16 protein-coding genes and 1 pseudogene are annotated in these 17,175 nt (G+C 69.5%); 6 read left to right on the top strand and 11 right to left on the bottom strand.

Annotation, left to right across the window (positions count from 1 at the left end):
• Positions 1-49: 49 nt before the first annotated feature.
• Positions 50-1,789: an alkaline phosphatase gene (locus KDN32_RS12145; RefSeq protein ID WP_211732540.1), complete on the bottom strand. Its 1,740-nt coding sequence runs from the start codon at positions 1,787-1,789 to the stop codon at positions 50-52.
• A gap of 179 nt (positions 1,790-1,968) precedes the next feature.
• Between KDN32_RS12145 and KDN32_RS12140 the strand changes: the two genes are divergently transcribed.
• Genes KDN32_RS12140 through KDN32_RS12125 form a run of 4 tightly spaced genes read left to right on the top strand, consistent with a single transcriptional unit; the run spans position 1,969 to position 4,590 of the window.
• The gene (locus tag KDN32_RS12140; RefSeq protein ID WP_211732539.1) at positions 1,969-2,634 is read left to right on the top strand and encodes a DsbA family protein; all 666 of its coding nucleotides are present in this window, start codon (positions 1,969-1,971) and stop codon (positions 2,632-2,634) included.
• A 29-nt stretch (positions 2,635-2,663) separates the two neighbouring features.
• A complete protein-coding gene (locus KDN32_RS12135; RefSeq protein WP_307854027.1) occupies positions 2,664-3,218 on the top strand; it encodes a vitamin K epoxide reductase family protein in 555 nt (184 codons plus the stop codon).
• Positions 3,218-3,997: a cytochrome c biogenesis CcdA family protein gene (locus KDN32_RS12130; RefSeq protein WP_211732537.1), complete on the top strand. Its 780-nt coding sequence runs from the start codon at positions 3,218-3,220 to the stop codon at positions 3,995-3,997. Before KDN32_RS12135 ends, KDN32_RS12130 begins: the two co-directional genes overlap by 1 nt.
• On the top strand, positions 3,994-4,590 hold the full coding sequence (locus KDN32_RS12125; protein WP_211732536.1) for a TlpA family protein disulfide reductase: 597 nt from the start codon (positions 3,994-3,996) through the stop codon (positions 4,588-4,590). The genes KDN32_RS12130 and KDN32_RS12125 overlap by 4 nt, the downstream gene beginning before the upstream one ends.
• A 25-nt stretch (positions 4,591-4,615) precedes the next feature.
• Here the strand turns inward: KDN32_RS12125 and KDN32_RS12120 are convergent, their stop codons facing one another.
• The 7 genes and pseudogenes from KDN32_RS12120 to resB form a co-directional block, all read right to left on the bottom strand.
• A complete protein-coding gene (locus KDN32_RS12120) occupies positions 4,616-5,575 on the bottom strand; it encodes a M56 family metallopeptidase (RefSeq protein WP_211732535.1) in 960 nt (319 codons plus the stop codon).
• Positions 5,572-5,937 (bottom strand): BlaI/MecI/CopY family transcriptional regulator, encoded by a 366-nt coding sequence (locus KDN32_RS12115; RefSeq protein WP_211732534.1) that lies wholly within the window; start codon positions 5,935-5,937, stop codon positions 5,572-5,574. The genes KDN32_RS12120 and KDN32_RS12115 overlap by 4 nt, the downstream gene beginning before the upstream one ends.
• The gene (locus KDN32_RS12110; RefSeq protein ID WP_211732533.1) at positions 5,934-7,253 is read right to left on the bottom strand and encodes a cytochrome c oxidase assembly protein; all 1,320 of its coding nucleotides are present in this window, start codon (positions 7,251-7,253) and stop codon (positions 5,934-5,936) included. The genes KDN32_RS12115 and KDN32_RS12110 overlap by 4 nt, the downstream gene beginning before the upstream one ends.
• The gene (locus tag KDN32_RS12105) at positions 7,237-7,989 is read right to left on the bottom strand and encodes a CopD family protein (RefSeq protein WP_211732532.1); all 753 of its coding nucleotides are present in this window, start codon (positions 7,987-7,989) and stop codon (positions 7,237-7,239) included. Before KDN32_RS12105 ends, KDN32_RS12110 begins: the two co-directional genes overlap by 17 nt.
• Positions 7,986-8,639, bottom strand: a complete 654-nt coding sequence (locus KDN32_RS12100) for a copper resistance CopC family protein (RefSeq protein ID WP_211732531.1) — start codon at positions 8,637-8,639, stop codon at positions 7,986-7,988. The genes KDN32_RS12105 and KDN32_RS12100 overlap by 4 nt, the downstream gene beginning before the upstream one ends.
• A 93-nt stretch (positions 8,640-8,732) precedes the next feature.
• Positions 8,733-9,611 (bottom strand): cytochrome c biogenesis protein CcsA, encoded by an 879-nt coding sequence (ccsA, locus tag KDN32_RS12095; RefSeq protein WP_307854025.1) that lies wholly within the window; start codon positions 9,609-9,611, stop codon positions 8,733-8,735.
• A gap of 35 nt (positions 9,612-9,646) precedes the next feature.
• Positions 9,647-11,127: pseudogene (gene resB, locus KDN32_RS12085) on the bottom strand (cytochrome c biogenesis protein ResB).
• Between the two features lie 171 nt (positions 11,128-11,298).
• On the opposite strand from resB, the gene lnt reads away from it, so the two are divergent.
• Entirely contained in the window at positions 11,299-13,185 is a 1,887-nt protein-coding gene (gene lnt, locus KDN32_RS12080; protein ID WP_211732527.1) for an apolipoprotein N-acyltransferase, read from the top strand.
• Between the two features lie 1,525 nt (positions 13,186-14,710).
• Positions 14,711-15,040, top strand: a complete 330-nt coding sequence (locus KDN32_RS12075) for a hypothetical protein (RefSeq protein ID WP_211732526.1) — start codon at positions 14,711-14,713, stop codon at positions 15,038-15,040.
• 63 nt (positions 15,041-15,103) lie between these two features.
• Here the strand turns inward: KDN32_RS12075 and KDN32_RS22895 are convergent, their stop codons facing one another.
• From KDN32_RS22895 to KDN32_RS23525, 3 genes are read right to left on the bottom strand one after another with little or no spacing between them, the layout of a single operon-like run.
• The gene (locus KDN32_RS22895) at positions 15,104-15,637 is read right to left on the bottom strand and encodes an HAD-IC family P-type ATPase (protein ID WP_283093527.1); all 534 of its coding nucleotides are present in this window, start codon (positions 15,635-15,637) and stop codon (positions 15,104-15,106) included.
• Positions 15,627-15,944: an HAD family hydrolase gene (locus tag KDN32_RS22890; protein ID WP_307854022.1), complete on the bottom strand. Its 318-nt coding sequence runs from the start codon at positions 15,942-15,944 to the stop codon at positions 15,627-15,629. The genes KDN32_RS22895 and KDN32_RS22890 overlap by 11 nt, the downstream gene beginning before the upstream one ends.
• Positions 15,935-16,579: a P-type ATPase actuator domain-containing protein gene (locus KDN32_RS23525; RefSeq protein WP_372446527.1), complete on the bottom strand. Its 645-nt coding sequence runs from the start codon at positions 16,577-16,579 to the stop codon at positions 15,935-15,937. Before KDN32_RS23525 ends, KDN32_RS22890 begins: the two co-directional genes overlap by 10 nt.
• Between the last annotated feature and the right edge of the window lie 596 nt (positions 16,580-17,175).

The raw sequence follows: 17,175 nt of genomic DNA, 5'->3' as shown, positions 1-17,175 counted from the left end.
CGGCTCCCCGTGAGGAACCGCGGTCGCGGCGTGCGGCCTGGCGGTGAGATCAGCGGATGCGGATGGCTTCCTTCACCTTGGTGGTGCCGCCCTCGCCCTTGGCGATGACCTTGACTCGGGCCGAGCCTGCGCGGAGCGCGGGGAGCCGGAACGTGCCGCCGGCGGCCTTGAGCGTCCTCGTGATGCGGTTCTTGCCCTGGATCAGCACGACCTTGACCGTGTCGGCGTCGCCTGCCGCAACGGCGATCCACGCGCGCTCGCCGCGGGCGACGGTCTTCGGTGCCGCGACCTGGACGGCAGGCTTGCTGCTCGGCTGCGGCGCGGGGGTCGACGTCGGCTGCGGAGTCGGCGTGGGGGTGGGACTCTGCGTCGGCGTGGCCGTGACCGTCACGGTCGGTGCCGGGTCGGTCGGCAAGGTGCTCGGCGTGCGGCCCATCATCGTGTTGAACAGATCGGTCTGGTCGATCACCCCGGTCACGTTGGCTGCCTGCGGACCCGACGCCGCGACGCGGATCTGCGCGCCGGTGTGGTTCGAGCCGCCAACACCGGTCGAGTAGGCGACCGTCATCGGGTCACCGTCGGCCGTACGCACGGTTGCGGTCTGGGTGCCCTGGCCGGCGCCTCCCACGATCTGCGTGGAGTGTGCGTGGTCGCCGGTGACGATGATCAGGGTGTCCGGGTTCTCGGCCTGGTACTCAAGGGCCACCTCCACGGTCTCGTTGAGCTCGACGAGGTCGCCGATCGCACCGCAGATGTCGATCGCGTGCTCTTGCTTGTCGATCATCGCGCTCTCGGTCTGGAGGAAGAACCCGTCATCGTTGTCCAGCAGCTCGATGGCCTTCTTGGTCATCGAGGAGAGGTCAGGCTGGGTTCCTCGGTCCGAGGCCTGGCACGTGGTGTTCGCTCCGCCGGAGCCGGCAGCGGTGGCGAGGAAGGGCTGGTACATCGGCGTCATGTTCTCGGGTGCGAAGAGGCCGAGAACAGGACCGTCGTCGATCGAGGTCACGGCGTCGAGCTCGCCAGCCGTTCGCACCAGGTCGTAGCCGTAGGTCGCGGTGGCGTAGTCGATGACCGACGGGCCTGCGTCGGTGGCCTGGGCGAACCGGTCGTATCCGCCGCCGATGAGCACGTCGATCTCGTTGTCGACGAGCTGCTCGGCGATCGAGCCCTTGCCGCCCTCGGACTTCTTCGTCGGGGTGCAGTTGTTGGCGCCGGTGGCGTCCATGTTCCGCGGGCCCTGGCAGGCGCGTGCGTTGATGTGCGCTCCGGCGGCGCCGGGGGTGGCGTCGGTCAGGGCGGCGGTGGAGACGTTCCCGACGGGCTTGCCGGCCTCCTTGAAGTACTCGAGAACGGTCTTGTAGTCCTCACCAGCGATGTTGAGGGCCTCACTCGGACCCTGGGAGATCCGGCTGTCGATCGTCTTCTTGCCGCTGGACCAGCCCGAGGCGGTCGGCGCGGAGTCGGAGACGTAGGCGATCGGGTAGTCGGGCGCGGTGCCCGCCTTCAGGCCGTGGGTCGTCATGGCGCCCGTGAAGGCAAGGTTGTCCAGGCCCGCGAACCGGCCGTTGGCCCCGAGGTCGTAGTTGCGTGCGGCGGTGATCATGGAGTCGTCCATGCCGTCGCCGATGATGAGGATGACGTTCTTGGGCTTGGAGGGGTCGATCTGCTTGGCCAGCTCCGCGGAGCGGTCTTCGCCGAAGCCGATGGGAACCGCGTTGGCGGCGGCAATACCCACGGCGAGCACGGCAGCGGTGCCGGCAGCCAGGGCAGGAAGGGAACGACGCTTCACGTCGGGGTCCTCTCGTCTGAAGGTGGCGCCGACGCTCCCGGGAGCCGACGTCCGCGCGGGGGACAGAAGGTGTCCACCCGGTGACGCGACCTTTACTATCAGGGATAGTAGAAGTAGAGGGTGCGTCCGGGCTTCCGCAGCGTTGCTACTATCGTTCTTAGTAGACGTGAGGAGAGAGCGTGCGACAGCAGAGCAAGGCGGCACTGGCCGTGGCGGTGATCGTGGTCCTGGCCATCGGGGGTGTCCTCCTCACTGACCGGTTGCAGGGCGACGACGGACCGGCCGCAGCAGAGCTCGAGGCCGCCATCGCCGACGGCGCCATCGTGCGTGAGGACAGCCGAGTCCTGGGCGAGCCGGGATCGAGCGGCGTCACGATGGTGGAGTTCCTCGACTTCGAGTGCGAGGCGTGCGGTGCTGCGTACCCGATCGTCGAGGACCTCCGCGACACGTACGCCGGCGAGGTGACCTTCGTGATCCGCTACTTCCCACTGCCCGGTCACTTCAACTCGGGTCGCGCAGCGAAGGCCGTGGAGTCCGCCGCGCGGCAGGGTGAGCTCGAGGCGATGTACAACCGGATGTACGAGACGCAGGCTGAGTGGGGTGAGTCGCAGGAGCCGATGGACGACCGGTTCCGCGGGTACGCCGAGGAGATCGGACTGGACATGGAGCAGTACGACGCCGACTACGCCTCGCAGGAGATCGAGGAGCGGATCGCCAAGGACGTGGCGGACGGCGAGTCGCTCGGGGTGGCGGGCACGCCGACCTTCTACATCGACGGCGAGCTGTTCCAGCCGCAGACGGCCGACGACTTCTCCACGGCCCTCGACGAAGCCCTGGCGGGGTGAACCACGATCGGCGGCTCGCCTGGGGTCTGGTGGGCGGCGGACTGGTAGGCCTGCTGGCTGCGGCAGTCCTGCTGATCGAGCGCATCAAGCTCGCGCAGAACAGTGACTACGTTCCCACCTGCAGCATCAACCCGGTGCTCAGCTGCGGTTCGGTCATGGAGACGGCTCAGGCGTCGCTGCTGGGCTTCCCGAACCCGGTCATCGGGGTGGCTGCGTTCCCGGTCGTCGTGACGACCGGGATGGTGATCCTTGCCGGTGGTCGGCTCGCTCGCTGGTACTGGCTCGGCCTGCAGGCCGGCGTGACGGCGGGTCTCGTTCTCGTGGCCTGGCTGGCGTTCCAGAGCGTCTATCGCATCGGTGCGTTGTGCCCTTACTGCATGGTCGTGTGGGCGGTCGTGATCCCGACCTTCTGGTACGTCACCCTCCGCAACCTGTCCGCCGGAGCATTCGGCGAGAGGGCACGAACGAGCAGGGGCGTGGCGATCGTGCGGGAGTGGCACGCGCCCCTGCTCCTCGTGCCGTTCCTGCTGCTGCTCGTGCTGATCGGCGAGCGCTTCTGGTCCTACTGGTCCACCCTGCTGTGATGGGAGGGGCACAGGGCGCCATCCTCGACGGGTCGATGCTGGCAGCGCTCCCGATCGCGCTGCTCGCGGGGTTGCTCTCGTTCTTCACGCCGTGCTCGCTACCTCTCGTGCCCGGATACCTGTCGTACGTCGCCGGCATGGCCGGAGCCGACTCCGAGGTTGCCCGGGAGTTGGCCGGCGGCCCGCGTGCGCGGAGGTCCCGCACGGTCACGGGCGCCGTCCTCTTCGTCGCTGGGTTCGCAGTCGTGTTCACCAGCTATGGGATGGCCTTCGGGTCGCTCGGGGCTCGGCTCGCCGTCCACCAGGACACCATCGTGCGGGCGGCAGGTGTGCTGACCATCTGCCTCGGCATCCTGTTCACGGGAGTCGCCGGGCGGCTTCCCGTCCTGGGGCGGACGATCCGCCCGCGGGTCACGCCTCGCATCGGACTGGCCGGTGCCCCGCTGCTCGGCGCCGTGTTCGGAGTCGGATGGACGCCGTGCGTCGGTCCGGCACTGGCGGCCGTGCTGACCTTGGCCACGACCACGGCGACGGCTGGGCGCGGGGCGTTCTTGTCGCTTTTCTACGCAGTCGGGCTGGGGATCCCGTTCATCGTGGCGGCGATGTCGATCTCCCGCGCGACCCGTGTCTTCGCTTGGGTCGGTCGTCGCTCGTCGTGGATCACCCGCGGGGGAGGGGCACTGCTCATCGTGATCGGCCTGCTCCAGGCTTCGGGTCTGTGGTCCCGGGGTGTTGCGGCCCTGCAGGTGCTGGTGGTCAGCTTGCAGGCGCCGCTGTGAACCCGAGACGGAAGAACGGTCTAGTCTTCGTCGCGACAGTCGTCGTCACCGGGATCGTGGCATGGCTGGTGATGGGACGCCCAAGCCTCGGCGGTGCCGAGGGCTCGACGGGCTCTGGCGCCACGCGCGACGTCGTCCAGCAGTACGCGCCCGGTGACCGGCCGTCGGTGTCCTCGTTCGAGGCCACCCTCCTCGACGGCTCGAGCCTGAGCGACGGTGACCTGCTCGGCACGGTCACGGTGCTGAACGTCTGGGGCTCCTGGTGTGGTCCGTGCCGTGCTGAGGCGCCCGAGCTCGTGGATGCCGCCCGGCGCCTGAAGGGACGAGCGCAGTTCTTCGGCATCAACGTCCGCGACAGCCCCGACGCCGCTCGCGCGTTCGAGCGTGCCTTTGACATCCCGTACCCGAGCGTCCGCCCAGCAGACAGCGCTCGCACCATCCTGGCGTTCCGTGGGGTGCTGACCGCTGCTGCTGTGCCCTCCACGGTGATCGTGGATCGCGACGGCGCTGTGGCCGCCCGGGTCGTCGGTCAGGTCGACGCCTCGACGCTGGTCAGCCTCGTGCGAGATGCGTCGGACGGGGCCGAAGGCTGAACGCAGCGCCGAGGACCGTGGACGACTATTGGTCCGGGGCCAGCTCGGAGACCGAGCAGCAGTCCCGTGCGGCAGCCTCGGCGGCCGGGGCGAGGGCCAGTCCGACGGGCGCCGACAGGACGAAGACCACAGCCGCCCCGGCGAGGGCTCGCGATCTCAGGGACGTGTCCGGCGCCGTCGACGTGAGGCGTCGTACGCGTGCCACTGCCGCTGTGTCGCTCGCCGCCAGGGCGGTCTCCGGCCGGATGCCCGTCCCGAGGGCGACGATGGCGCGGGCCAGCGCTCGTCGGTCGGCGGGCGTCGTCGCCGAGTCGTCGGCGGCCATCTCCAGCAGGACCGAGATCTCCCGGTGCGCGGTGGCGAACAGGGGCACCCACGGGAACGTGCGGTGCAGCGCACCCGAGTAGGCGAGGGCCAGGTCGTGTCGAGCGCGGAGGTGCCTGCGCTCGTGCCCGAGGACCAGGTCGCGTTCACGGTCGTCGAGGAGCGCGATCGCAGCCGAGGACAGCACGACGGTCGCGGACCGGCCCGGCAGGCAGTAGGCGACGGGTACGTCGTGCTCGATCACGGTGAAGCCGTCGGGGTGCGCCGCGCCGACCAGCTGCAACGAGTCGAGCTGTGCACGACGGACGCGACGGGTGCGGAGGAAGTTGCGGGCCGTGGTCGTCATGAGCATTCCGGCCAGGACCGCCACCAGGAGCAGTCCGAGCACCCCGGGTGCGCTGCCGAGTGGTGTCTCGTAGTGCTCCACGACGGTGATGGTGTGGGCACCGAGCACGCTGGCGAGCGAGAAGCGCAGGGGCAGGAACGGCAGCGCGAGTGCGACCGCAGCCAGGAGCATCGACGTGACGACGGAGGTCGAGAGCGCCTGCCACCCGATGATGGCGAGGCGTGGTGTCCGCAGGGTCCACGGGTGGCAGAGCGCCGCGCGACCGACCGCCGAGACCGCGACCGCGAAGGCCAGCAGGAGCAACGCGGCGATCATGATGCCCCGTCTGCCCGATCGGACAGTGCCGCCAGCAGCTCGGCAGCCTCGCTCGGATCCATCTTCCCGACGAGGTGCATCAGTGCCGCGGTCCGGTCGTCGGAGTCGGCGAGCACCTCCTGGAGCACTTCGGCGGTGTGCTCCTCGCGTGTGGAGGTCGGTGTGTAGAGATACGCCTTCCCCTCCTTCTCGCGTGCCACGAGGCCCTTGGAGTGCAGGTTGTCCATGACCGTCATCACGGTCGTGTAGGCCAGAGGCCGCCCCTGCGTCAGCGTCTCGAGCATCGCGCGCACGGACACGGGCTCACCCGCACTCCAGAGGTGCTGCATGACGGCGGCTTCTAGCTGACCCAGCTGCCTCACTCGTGGTGCTCCTTCTCGGGACGACGTGACCTACGAGGCTCCATCGTAGGAGGCGCCGGCCGATGTGTCAGGCCGGCGTCGCGCAGGCGGCCGAGATAGGCGTTGTACGCCTGCAGCTCGCGGTCGTCGTCGCGAGCCTCGCGTCGGTCGAATCGCCGGCGCTCGCGCTGGTCGGCCCTGACCCAGCTCGTCACGAGCGCCGCGGCCATGATGAGGATCGGGTATTCGCCCATGAGCCACCCGATCTGGGCACCCACGTACTGGTCGTCGAGGAGCGAGCTTCCCCAGGTGCGCCCGAGCGCGCTGAACCAGTCGGCCGCGAACACCGTCGTGCTGGCCATCATGCTGACAGCGAACAGTGCGTGAAACCCGAACGTCACCATCACGAGCAGGACCCGCATGGGGAACGGAGGCCGGCTCAGGGCCGGGTCGGAACCCACCACGGCCTCGGCAAACAGGTAGCCGGTCAACAGGAAGTGGAACGTCATGAGGACGTGACCCGTGTGCGACTCGAGGGAAGCCGCGAAGGCGGAGGTGTAGTAGAAGGCGATCATGCTCACCACGAACATGCCGGCCGCGACCACAGGATGGCCCAGGACGTGCACGAGCAGGGAGCGGCTCGCGGCCAGCAGCCACTCGCGGGGGCCGCGCGAGCCGTCCTCGCGGCGACGAAGGACACGAAGGGCGAGAGTGATCGGGGTCCCCAGGACCAGGAACACCGGGACCGCGGTGGCGATGGTCATGTGCTGAACCATGTGCATGCTGAACAGGACGCGTCCGTAGACGCCGGGGGCGCCGTTGGTGGCCCAGATGAACAGTGCGCACCCGATCAACCACGACACGGTCCGCAGCCAGGGCCACGTGTCGTTGCGCTTCCTCAGTCGTACGACGCCCCACAGGTATCCGATCGCGCCGGCGAGCGCGAGGGGCAGGAAGAGCGTGTCCAGCGACCAGGTCCCGATCCACCGACCGGCGTCGAGCGGTGCCGGCATCGGGCTGCCCAGCAAGGACTCGGCGTTGGTGAGCGGTGTCGCGGGACCCGCCGGAGGTGCGGTACGGCTGAGGGCGACACCCAGTCCGGCGGCTCCAAGCAGGACTGCGATCTCGGCGGTGATCAACCTGGCGAAGGCGCGAGGCGCTCCGGCGGCCAAGGCGCCCAAGGTGCGCCGCCGGTGCCACCAGCCGGCGACGGCCAACGCCAGGACCGCGAGGAGCTTGAGTCCGAGAACGATTCCGTAGGGCGACATCACGGAGGCGACCGACGGCAGCCGGAGCCACGCGCCGTAGACCCCGACAGGGTCACGAGCACGAGGCACCAACCGGCGAGGGTGGAGTACCGACGGGCCGTAGCGACAAGCAGGTCCCGCCCAGGCGTCGTACCAGAATCACGCCGACCAGTCCGCCGAGCCAGACGCTGATGCCGACGAGGTGGAACAGTTGGAGGTTGACGGCCTCGTCGTGGTTGAGGGTGCCCGCCGCATGTCCCGTGAGCGCGATGGGCCACAACGCCACCAGCGCCATGACCGTCGTGATGCCCGCGCCTCCGAGTCGGGTAGAGATCACGCACCCCACCGCAACGGCAGCCGCCAGGGCGGCGCTCCACAGCCCGTACTGGCCGAGCTCGTACTCGAGCGCGAAGAACGCCGCCTCGGTCATGAACCCCGGCGCGCCAACCGGAGTGCCGGACGCATCGGAGTAGACGAACGCGACCAGGGCCAGGCTGCTCAGCGACCAGACGGTCGCACCCAGCTGGGCGTACGCCACCAATCGCGCGCGGGTCGCGCCGAGGGCCCGCGGTTCGACGCCAGTGCCGGGACCGACACAGGTCACGGTGATGACCAGCACCCCGACGGTGATCATGGCGGCGAGGTCGCGCAGCACCTGCACCGTGGGCAGCCCCACGCGCGTGAGGTCCCCCGGATCTGGCAGTCCCTCGATGCCCAGGGGACTGAGGCCGCCGGTCAGGCCGATCGCCACCAGCGCAGTGAAGACCATGAGCGCAGGTGCCGTCACAGCCACGGCGACGCCCTGGGCGCGCGCCGGACGACTCACGCCTCTCGATCCCGGCCGACGAGTCGCATCGTCGTGGCCACGGCCAGCAGGAGCATGATCAGCACGCCGCCACCGATGGTGAGGGGCAGCCACAGGTTCCTGTCGTCGCGCTGGGCTCGGTCGGTCTGACCTGCCTCGCTGGGTTGTCCTGCAGGCTCGGAAGTCGAGCTGTCCGGGGAGGTGGACGAGGATTCGGATTCTTCGTCGGACGGATCAGGGTCCTGCGTCGCGGACACGGGAGTTCGCAGGGTGAAGGTCGTGGTGCCGGCCACGGGATGTCCGTCGCGGGACACGACGCGGAACGAGATGGTCCACTCGGTGGTGGTCCCACTCTCCGGGGCCAGCGATGCCGGCAGCGTCGCCACCAGCTCGGTGGGCTTCTCCCCGGTCGCGACGTCGACATTCACGCCGGTTCCTGCCCCGCCCCGCACGCTCACCGAGCTCAGCCCGGGATCCATCTGCTCGGAGAACTCCAGTCGTACCTCGCGAGGCAGCTCGTGGAGGTTGGCTCCGTCGTGTGGGTCTGCCCCGATGAAGTCGGTATGCGCACCCGACGGGGTCGCCGACACGAGCACGCCGAGGCCGGCGGCCGCCAGGATTCCCGCGGCACGGAGCACGGCAGAACGTCGAATCCTCATCGCGTTGCTCACCACTTGGCCCTGGCCAGGAGGTAGAGCACCGCGAGGGTGCCGATGGTGGCGACCAAGCCCACGATGAGGGTGGAGAGGCCATTGCTCATGTCGTCAAACTCCTGCGTACGAGTGGAGGCCCGGGATCCAGATGTTGACCCCGAAGAAGTTGAAGAGGAACGCCAGGAAGCCCGCGACCGCGAGGAGGCCGGCCCGACGCCGCCAACCGACGGTCGACAGGGCGTGCAGGTGAGCGGCGTAGAACACCCAGGTGATGAACGCCCAGGTCTCCTTCGGGTCCCAGCCCCAGTAGCGACCCCAGGCGTTCTCTGCCCACACGGCGCCGGCGATGACGGCGAACGTCCAGATGGGGAACGCCACGAGGTGCACGGTGTGCGCGAGCTCCGAGAGCTGGTCGTCGGCTGGCGCGTCGCCCTTGTTGCGCCACTGCCGCACCAGATGGGCAACGGTCGCCACTGCGCCGATCGTGAACAGTCCACCGGCGATGATCGCGGCCGCGACGTGGACGACGAGCCATCGTGAGTTCAGGACGGGGACGAGGTCGTCCACGGGTGTGTAGAGCGACGTGACCGAGACGCCGAGCAACACCAGGACGATCGCGACCGTCCAAGGTGCGAGGCTGCTGATCGCCCGCCCGCGGCTGAGGACGAGAAATGCCACGGCGACGGAAGCGGCTCCGGTCAGCCCGAACTCGTACATGTTGCCCCAGGGCGCGCGTCCGGCCGCCAGCCCCCGGGCCACGACAGCAAGGGACAGTGACACCGTGCCCAGCACCATCAGTGCGGTGGCGCTGCGGCTGACGGCACCTGCCCGGTGCTCGTTCAGCAGTGGGCCATCGGACGGCTGGACCGCGCCGGCGGGGCCAACGACGGCCGGATCCAGCCTCGCGCGACCGGCCCGGGCGCGCGTCAGCGCTGCCGTCAGCGCATATGCCACGAGGGCGAGCGAGAAGATGGCCAGCGCGGTGGTCACGAGTGTGTCGGACCACCGGGCCGAGTCGACGTACATCACTGTGACTCCATTCGTCGCTGTTCGGCATGCAGTGGCTTCAACCCGATGGCGGCCGCGAGGTCGTCGAGCTCGTCGGGTGGCGCGGGTCGACGGGACAGGGAGCGGCCGGCGAGCTCGACGGTCCCGTCCGTACCGCGGCGGACCCACACTCGACGCCGGGGCACGGCCAGCGACGTGGTGAGCCCGAGCATCAGCAGGATCGCTGCCACCAGGGAGATCTCCTTGCCGGGGTCGCGGGCCACCTGGAAGTTGGCGAATCGCGAGAGCCCGTCGAAGGTCACGGACCCCAACCCGTTCGGCAGTTGCACGGTCTCGCCCGGGAGGAGGGACACCCGCCACGGCTTGTCGTCCGGGCCGAGCACCCGCTCGAGGTCACTGAAGTCCAGGGAGTACACGGATTGCGGCGTGCCGTCGTCGAGACCCAGGTCGCCGGTGTAGGCCGACAGCTGGACGACCGGGTTGGCTGCGCCCGGGTACGCCGAGACCGCCATCCCGTCAGGGCCATCCACGCCGGTGGGGAGGAACAACCCTGCAGGGCCAGCGACGTCGGGCGTGCGTCCGGGACCTTCACGACGCCGTCGGAGGTGAACGCCTGGTCCACGGGCAAGAAGATGGCGGGTCCTGACGCGGCGACGTCGCCGTTGCCGTCTCGCACCGTCAGCTCGGGTGCGTAGCCGTGACCGGTGAGGAAGAACTTGGTTCCGTCGATGTCGAGGGGCCGGTTCGGCCGGATCGTGAACGACCCGTCGCCTGCGGCCTCGCTGCTGTACGAGACCGCCGCCTCGAAGTCACGTGGTTCACCGAAGCGTGCGCCCTCGGTCTCGAACTTCGCCGTGAAGTCGTCGAGGGTGAGCTCCAGCGGCTCGAGCCCGTCGAGGTCCGTCCACGGGCCCGGCGTGAGCGCGTCGTAGGAGGACGAGACGTTGGCGAACGTCGTCCCTTCGACCAGCGCGACCCGACCCTCGTAGCCGAGCAGCTTGCCTCCGGCGACGCCGAAGAGGAGGACCAGCAGGGAGATGTGGAAGGCGAGGTTCCCGAGCTCGCGCAGACGACCCTTCTCGGCACGCACCTCTCCGTCGACCCGCACGACCCGGAACCGGTGGTCGCGAAGATGCCGGACGGCCGCGTCGAGGGTCGCGTCCGGATCGTCGACGAAGCCGCGACGGTGCTGCTGTTCCCGCGAAAGGCGACGCGGCCCCGCGGGCGGTTCGGCGCGGTAGTCCCGCCACAGCTGCGCCGAGCGAGGAATGACGCACCCGGTCATGGACACCAGGAGCAGGACGTAGACCGCGGCGAACCACGGCGCGCTGTAGACGTTGAACAGCGACAGGCGATCGAGCCACGGCGCGAGATCCGGGTGCGCGCGGTAGTAGTTCGCCACTGCCGATGGGTCACTGGACACGCCTCGTTGCGGCAACAGCGAGCCCGGAACGGCGGTCAGGGCGAGCAGGACCAGCAACACGACCGCGGTGCGCATCGATGTCAGGCGACGCCAAACCCATCGGGCCCAGGCGGACAGCTCAGACGGGCGCGACGGACCGCCGCGCCCAGGGTCGACGAGAGTGGATCGAACGGCTTCGTCCGATCCGAGGGCCTCCTGCTCCTGAGCGGCGTCCATCAGCGACATACTATCTTGCATAGTAGATACGTGGAGGTGTGGGTGGAGCTCACGGGGCGGCAGTCCGTCACCGCCGCAGTGGCGGGAGGTCTCGTGCTGGGCGCGTGCTTCGCGCCGTGGTCCGTCTCGTGGCTGGCGCCGGTCGGGGTCGCCGGGTTCGTCGTGTCGGTGAGCAGTGGCCCTCGTCGCAGTGCGCCCTGCGGTGCGGTGTTCGGTGTGGTGTTCGTCGGGGTCACGTCCTGGTGGCTCGCCGAGTCGATCGCCCCGGCGGCATGGGTCGCCTTGACGCTGGTCCAGAGCATGTGGTTCGGAGCGCTCGGTGTCCTCACGCGGATACTGAGGGAGGAGTTGCGCGCGTGGCCGGTGTGGACGGCCTGCGCCTGGACGGCAGTCGAGAGTGCCCGTTCGGCCTGGCCCTGGGGCGGGTTCCCGTGGGGCCGCCTCGGCCTCACTGCTCTCGACACACCGTGGGTGGGATCGCTCGCCGCGCTCGGTGTCGCCGGTACGAGCGTGCTGATCGCCCTCGGAGGCGCCCTGCTCGCGGTGCTGGCCCGGTCGCTGCGCCACCAAGGCCCACGGCCGGTGTCGCCGACGACGATCGTCGCGTTGTCGGTGGCAGGGCTTACGGCTGTCGTCGCCGCTCATCTCGCAGGTCGTGCCGGCGGGTGGCAGGTGGCCGGGGGCGCCGGTGAGCGGTCGGTCCGCATCGCCGTGGTCCAGGCCGAGGTTCCAGGCGGCGGCACCGATGTGGTGTCCCACCACCGCGCGGTCACCGACACGCTGATGGCCGAGACCCGCACGGCCGCGCTTCGATGGAGAGCCTCCGGGCGAGCCCCCGACCTGGTGGTGTGGCCCGAGAATGCCACAGCGGTCGACCCGGCGCGCGATCTGCGGGCGCGGTCAGCGCTTGCCGGTGCCGCCAGGGCGGCCGGCGTCCCCCTCCTGGCCGGGTCGATCGTCGACGGCGGCAGGAACGGTGTGCTCAATCAGGCCATCCTGTGGTCCGGCGCCGGATCCGATGCTCGGTACACCAAGCAGCATCTGGTGCCCTTTGGCGAGTACGTCCCGTTGCGCCCGCTCGCCGAGCGATTGTCGTCACGGGTGGCGGAGATCGGCCGCGACATGACTCCTGGCCCTGCTGCGGCGCCGATGGATGCCGATGGCCTCCGGATCGCCAACGCGCTCTGCTTCGACGTGGCCTACGACGACGTCCTCAGGTACCAGGTACGGCAGGGTGCCGACGTCGTGGTCGTGCAGACGAGCAACGCCATGTTCCTCGGCACCGCCCAACAGGAGCAGCAGTGGGCAATCAGCCGGGTGCGAGCCGTCGAGATGGGACGGTCGGTCGTCGTTTCCTCGATGAACGGGATCACCGGGGTCGTGTCGTACGACGGGTCGGTACTGGAACGTCTACCGGATACCCGCGCGGGCGCCACGGTGGTCGACGTCCCGATCGCGTCAGGGATGACCTTGGCGACGCGCGTCGGGGCATGGCCCTCGCGCGTCACAGGGGCGCTGGCTATCGCGAGCTTGTTCGTGGCGGTGCGGAGGCGTCGCCGGAAGGGGGACGCGGGAGCAGGCCTGCTGCGGGCAACCGGGGTCGCGGCGAAGCTCGGGCCAACCTCACAGCCTGCTCGAGACGGAAAGGGTTCACCCTTGCTAGGTACGGCGTGGCCGCACGGAGGGAACGGACCATGGGTGCCTCGTACGCTCCGCGCCGTGGGGGCAATCTCAGGATCTGGGCGCACCAAGGTCGCGCTGTCGTGGTGCCGCCCGCTGGTGGTGCTCGTCGCTGTCGCAGTGGTGTGGAGCGCAGCACGGGGCTCGGCGCCGATACAGACAGTGGTTGCTCAGTTCCCCGCGACGGGGCGGCGGACATTCCGCCGGCATCACCTTGGACGTCGTCTTCGACCGTGACGCGGGTGATGCGGTCGATTCCTCTCGTTCACCTTGCGCGACGTGGATGGCAATCCAGTGCCGGCGGGAGCGCGGTGGAGTCCCGACTCACTCAGCGACGCTGGAGCCAGCCGGGCGTTTGTCTCCAGGACGCTATGAGGCGAGCATCGAGACATCCAGCATGGCCAGCGCCTACACATGGTCGTTCGAGGTGCGGCGCGGCCGCGATTGAGCAGCGGCCCCGGCGGACCGGTCCTTCTCGTGACGGACAATCGCAACCCATATGACGAGTTCTACGCCGAGATGCTCCGGGCGGAAGGGCTCACGTCCTTCACCTCGGTGGATCTTCGTGACCTGTCTGCCGCCGCTCTCGACGGTCACGCCGTCGTTCTGTTGTCCGGAACCCCGACAGCGAGGCCATGTCGCAGCTGCGGGGCTGGGTGGAGTCTGGTGGTCAGCTGATCACCATGCGCCCCGAGGGGGAACTCGCAGACCTGGCGGGTCACAGCCCGACGGGAGACTCGGTGACGAACGGCAGCCTGTGGGCGGACGGGAGCAGCACCGCCGGAAGAGGGTTGGCCTCGACGCCCATCGCAGTGCATGCGCCGGCACGCGTCATTCGAGAAGATGACGACACGGAGGTCGTGGCTCGGCTGACCAAGGAAGATCGATCCTCGGTAGCGGTGACGATGAGGTCCGTCGGCTCTGCTGGAGGCAACGTCGCCGCCTTCACCTTCGACCTCGCTCAGTCGGTGGTTCTCACTCGGCAAGGCAACCCGCGTTGGGCGGGACAGGACCGCGATGGCATTCCTCCTGTGCGGCCCAACGACCTGTTCTTCGGGGGAGAAAGTGTCGATGATTGGGTGGACTCGACGAGGTCGACGTCCCTCAGGCCGACGAGCAGATGAGGCTGCTGACCAGCCTGCTGAGCACGATGACCAACAACGCCTCGCCCATCCCTCGGTTTGGTACTTCCCGGACGACGCCGAGGCGGTACTGGTGATGGCTGCCGACGACCACGGCACGGGTTCGGGGACCGCGTCGTCGTTCGCACGGTTGCAGGCCGGCGACCCGAGCGGTTGTGACGTCGATGCGTGGGAGTGCGCGCGAGCGACGTCGTGGCTCTATCCCGAGAGCGGGCTCAGTCGGGAGGACTCCATCGAGCTGCGCGACGCTGGGTTCGACCTCGGCGCTCATGTCACCACTCACTGCCAGAACTGGTCGGAGGGCTCGTTGCGGCTGGCATTCCCGCGCAGCCTGCGGAGCTTCCGACTGGCCTACCCCGATTGCCGCCTCAGGCCGGGAGCCGGCTTCACTGCATCGCGTGGAGCCAGATGACGTCGCAGCCCGCCATCGAGCGTGACTGGGGGTGTCCGCCTGGACATGAACTACTACTACTGGCCGGGTGCTTGGGGTCAGCGCAGGCCGGGTTTCATGACTGGCTCCGGCCTGCCTCTCGCTTCAGCGACCTCGCGGGAGGACTCGTCGACGTCTACTAACAGTAGACGCACCTCGTGGACGAGGTCTTTGTTGGCAACCCGATGCCGTGCGCGCGCTCGTGACCCGGGCGCGCGGACCAGAGGGGTTCGTGGGTGCCTTTGGCACGCACTTCGACTTCAGTACGGACTTCGACGTCGAGCTCGAGCGGGTGGCACGTGAGCTCGACGTGCCGATGGTGTCGGCGCAACAGCTGCTCGAGTGGACAGAAGGACGGAGCGGCTCCACCGTCAACCACCTTCGTTGGGGCAATGGCACGCTCGACTTCGAGCTGAGGGTCGACGACAGGGTCGACGGTTTGCTGAGGACGATGCTCCCAACTTCCGCGCTCGGTGGGCGCTCGCCTCGGTGGAACGCAACGGGGTGCGCGCCGAACTGACTATGCGGGAGTACAAGGGCGTCGAGTACGCCTTCGTCGATGCGCGGGCTGGACAGTATCGAGTCATCTACGAACCCCTGCACGCGAAAGCCGCGGCCGATGGGATGCCCTGGACCGCGGCCTCGAGGTCGAGCAAGTAGGACGAGGTCGTGCGTCAGCGCGGACGCCGGGGCGGAGCCGCGCGGCGCGGAGTCCGTTGCCGATGACGAGGACCTCGGCGAGCTCATGGACCAGCACGACCTGCGCCAGGCTCAGGGTGCCGGCGAGCGACAGGGGGACGAGCACGACGACGATGGCGAGTGCGAGTGCGATGTTGCCGGTCATGATCCGCCGGCCGCGCCGCGCATGGTCGAATGCGCGGGCGATCTGGCGCAGGTCGTGTCCGGTGAAGGCGACGTCGGCCGACTCGATCGCGGCGGCGGATCCGGTCACTCCCATGGCGATCCCGACGGTCGCAGCTGCGAGCGCGGGTGCGTCGTTGATGCCGTCGCCGATCATCGCGGTCGGGGCCTGCTCGGCTCGCCGGGTGATCTCGTTCGCCTTGTCGGCAGGCAGCTGCTCGGCACGGATGTCGTCGATGCCGGCCTCACGCGCCAACGACCCCCGCGGTGCGGGCGTTGTCGCCGGTGAGCATGACGACGCCGATGCCACGATCGTGCAGCATGGAGACCGCCTCGGCGGCTTCGGGACGCAGCTCGTCACGCACGCCGATGGCGCCCGCGATGCTGCTGTCGATCTCGACGATCACCAGGCTCATGCCCTGGGCGGCCATCTCATCCGCGCGCCGCTGCAGCGGGCCGGGCGCGATCCATCGCGGGCTGCCCACCCGGACGGCGTGGCCATCGACGGTGCCGGTGATCCCGTGGCCGGCGTGCTCGTCCACCTGAGAGGCGCTCAATGCCACGCTGGAGGCCGCGCGGACCGCGTCGGCGAGCGGGTGGGGTGCTCGTGGCTTCCAGTGCGGCGGCGTGGCCGAGCACGGTGTCCTCGTCGAACCCACTGGTCGTTGCGACCTCGACGACCTCGGGCTGGTTGCGAGTCAGCGTTCCGGTCTTGTCGAGCGCGACCGTACGGACGGTGCCGAGCTGCTCGAAAGCCTGCCCCGGACTTGATGACCACGCCGAGCTTGCTCGCCGACCCGATGGCCGAGATCACCGTCACGGGAACCGCGATGGCCATGGCGCACGGTGATGCCGCGACCAGAACGACCAGAGCGCGCTCGAGCCACAGGCCCGGGTCGTCGGTGAGGAGCCCGAGCAGCGCCACGGTCGCGGAGAGCAGCAGCACTCGGGCACCAGCGGGCGCGCGATCCGGTCGGCGAGCCTGGCTCTCTCGCCCTTGCGGGCATGGGGCCTGCTCGACGAGCCGCACGATCTGGGTCAGAGAGTTGTCCGTCCCTGCGGCGGTTGCCCGGATCCGGGCGTGCCCGAGCCGTTCACCGATCCGGCAGCGGACCTCGTCGCCTGCCCCGACCTCGACGGGGATCGACTCACCGGTAATGGCTGAGGTGTCGAGGCTCGAGTACCCGTCCTGGACCACGCCGTCGGTCGATACCCGCTCGCGGCGCCCACGACCAGGACGTCGTCGACGCGCAGGTCGGAGGCTTCGCGACCTCCTCGCGGCCGTCGCGCTCCACTCGGGTGCGGTCCGGGATGAGGGCCAGGAGGGCACGCAGGCCCTGCTGGGCGGCGGTCCATGGCGCGGTCTTCTAGCGCCTCTGCGATCGAGAACAGGAACGCCAAGGCGGCGGCTTCACCGATGTGGCCGAGCGCCACTGCGCCCACCGCGGCGATGGTCATCAGCAACCCGACGCCGAGTCGACCCCGGCGCAACCTGCGCAGGGGCGCCCGGGCGAAGGTCCATGCCCCGGCTGCCAGGGACGCCACTCGAGAACTGCCTGCGACCGAGTGGCGTCCACCCAGCCGGCGACCAGGCTGGCTGCGAGGAGCAGGCCGGCCAACGCCGGGGAGCAGCAGCGCGCGGTCGCGCCACCACGGCGTGAGCTCCTCGTACGTCAACGGCTCATCGGGTGAGGACCGCGCGGAGCACAGCAGTCGTCATCCGGGGCGTGTGCTCCGCGGCAGCACCCTGCCCATCGGGTGCGACCGTCGTCGACGCGGACGGTGCCGTGCTCA

Origin of the sequence: Nocardioides palaemonis, from assembly GCF_018275325.1 — a bacterium.
Classification (GTDB): Bacteria; Actinomycetota; Actinomycetes; order Propionibacteriales; family Nocardioidaceae; genus Nocardioides; species Nocardioides palaemonis.
This window is presented reverse-complemented; position numbering and strand designations above follow the sequence as displayed.

Excerpts from the sequence above, each read along its gene's own strand:
- KDN32_RS12130 (WP_211732537.1), top strand. The coding sequence starts at position 3,218 with ATGGGAGGGGCACAGGGCGCCATCCTCGACGGGTCGATGCTGGCAGCG.
- KDN32_RS12120 (WP_211732535.1), bottom strand. The coding sequence starts at position 5,575 with ATGATCGCCGCGTTGCTCCTGCTGGCCTTCGCGGTCGCGGTCTCGGCG.